This window comes from Herbaspirillum lusitanum P6-12 (genome assembly GCF_000256565.1).
In the GTDB taxonomy this organism is placed as follows: domain Bacteria; phylum Pseudomonadota; class Gammaproteobacteria; order Burkholderiales; family Burkholderiaceae_D; genus Herbaspirillum; species Herbaspirillum lusitanum.
Genome location: NZ_AJHH01000148.1, coordinates 1 through 1445, shown reverse-complemented (window position 1 = coordinate 1445; position 1445 = coordinate 1). Strand labels below are relative to the sequence as shown.

At 61.2% G+C, this 1445-nt stretch carries 2 protein-coding genes; one reads left to right on the top strand and one right to left on the bottom strand.

Going from position 1 to position 1445, the window contains the following annotated elements:
* Window positions 1-774: TonB-dependent receptor (locus HLUSI_RS0105045; RefSeq protein WP_016832934.1), on the top strand; the 774-nt coding region annotated here is incomplete at its 5' end.
* Between the two features lie 67 nt (window positions 775-841).
* On the opposite strand, the gene rsgA is transcribed toward HLUSI_RS0105045, so the two are convergent.
* The coding region (gene rsgA / locus HLUSI_RS0105040) for a ribosome small subunit-dependent GTPase A (RefSeq protein WP_016832933.1) at window positions 842-1445 on the bottom strand (604 nt) is incomplete at its 5' end.

Sequence of the window (1445 nt, the reverse complement as noted above, 5' to 3'; positions counted from 1 at the left end):
CCATTGCGCCGGCGCACCACGGCGGCGCTCAATCCGCGCCTGGGCGTGGTGTGGTCGCCGCTGGCGGCGCATAGCTTCTATGCGTCGTACAGCAAGAACTTCATTCCATCCGGCGGCGCTGACACGATCAGTCTCAGCACGGCGGGGAACACCGGCAGCAACGTCAACGCGCTCGATCCGCAATTCAGCCGGCAACTGGAATTCGGCGTCAAGAGCGACTGGTTCGACAAGAGGATCAGCACTACGCTGGCCGTATTCCAGCTCGATCTGTACAACCGCCGTACCCAGGTTTCCGCGAGCCCCGACTTGTTCGTGCTGACCGGACTGGAGCGCAACCGCGGCATCGAGCTGAGCGTCAACGGACAACTGGCGACGGACTGGTTCATTCGCAGCGGCTTCAGCGTGCAGAACGCGCGCATCGTTGAAGCGAAGTCGTGCGCGGCCTGCGGCGCCAGCGTGCAAGGCAAGCGTTCGGCCGGAGTTTCCAGCGCCAACGGCAGTGTGTTCGTCGGCTATGCGCCGGTGCAGGGCTTCTTCGCGGAAGCGGGCGTGATCTATGAAGGTTCGCGCTATGTCGACGTCGCCAACCGGCTCGATCTGCCTGCTTACACGCGCTGGGATGCCAAGGCCGGTTACCGTTTTCCCAAAGTTGAACTTACCCTGGCCGTCACCAACCTGAGTAACCGCAGCTATTACCCGACCTCGACCGGCTTGTCGCAGATCATGCCGGGCGCACCGCGCAGCGCCTTGCTGAGTGCGGCCTACAAGTTCTGATCGTCGTTGCGCACAATAAAAAACCGCTCGGGATTGAGCGGTTTTTTTTACGTTGCGATGATCGCAATCAATACAGCTTCTGCGACGACTCATGCAGCAATTGCACGTACAACTGATGCCGCATGCGCGCAATCTCGCCGCTTTCCACTGCTGCCAGCACCGCACAAGCGGGCTCGCTCAGGTGATGGCAGTTGTAGAACTTGCAGTGGCCGAGATGCGGAGCGAATTCGCGGAAGGCGCGCTCCAGCATGCCTTCGCTCAACTGATACAGGCCGAACTCCTGAAAACCCGGTGAATCGATGATCGCCGTATCGTCCGTCATCACATACAGCCGCGTGAAGGTGGTGGTGTGCTTGCCGGTGTCGAGTGCGGCGGAGATTTCGCGCACGGCGATGTCGGCATCCGGCACGATCAGGTTGATGATCGATGATTTTCCCATGCCGGATTGGCCGATCAGGATGGTGGTCTGGCCTTGCAGCAAGGGCATGATGGTGGCGTGGATCGCCTCGGGTTGCGCCGTTGCCGAGACTTCGTGGATCGGATAGCCCAGCTTGCGATAGACCTCAAGCCGTTCGCGCGTCCTCGGCAACGCAGCGACGATGTCGGTCTTGTTGAGGACGATGTGAGCGTCGACGCCGGCTGATTCCGCCGCCACCAGCGCGCGCGAAATC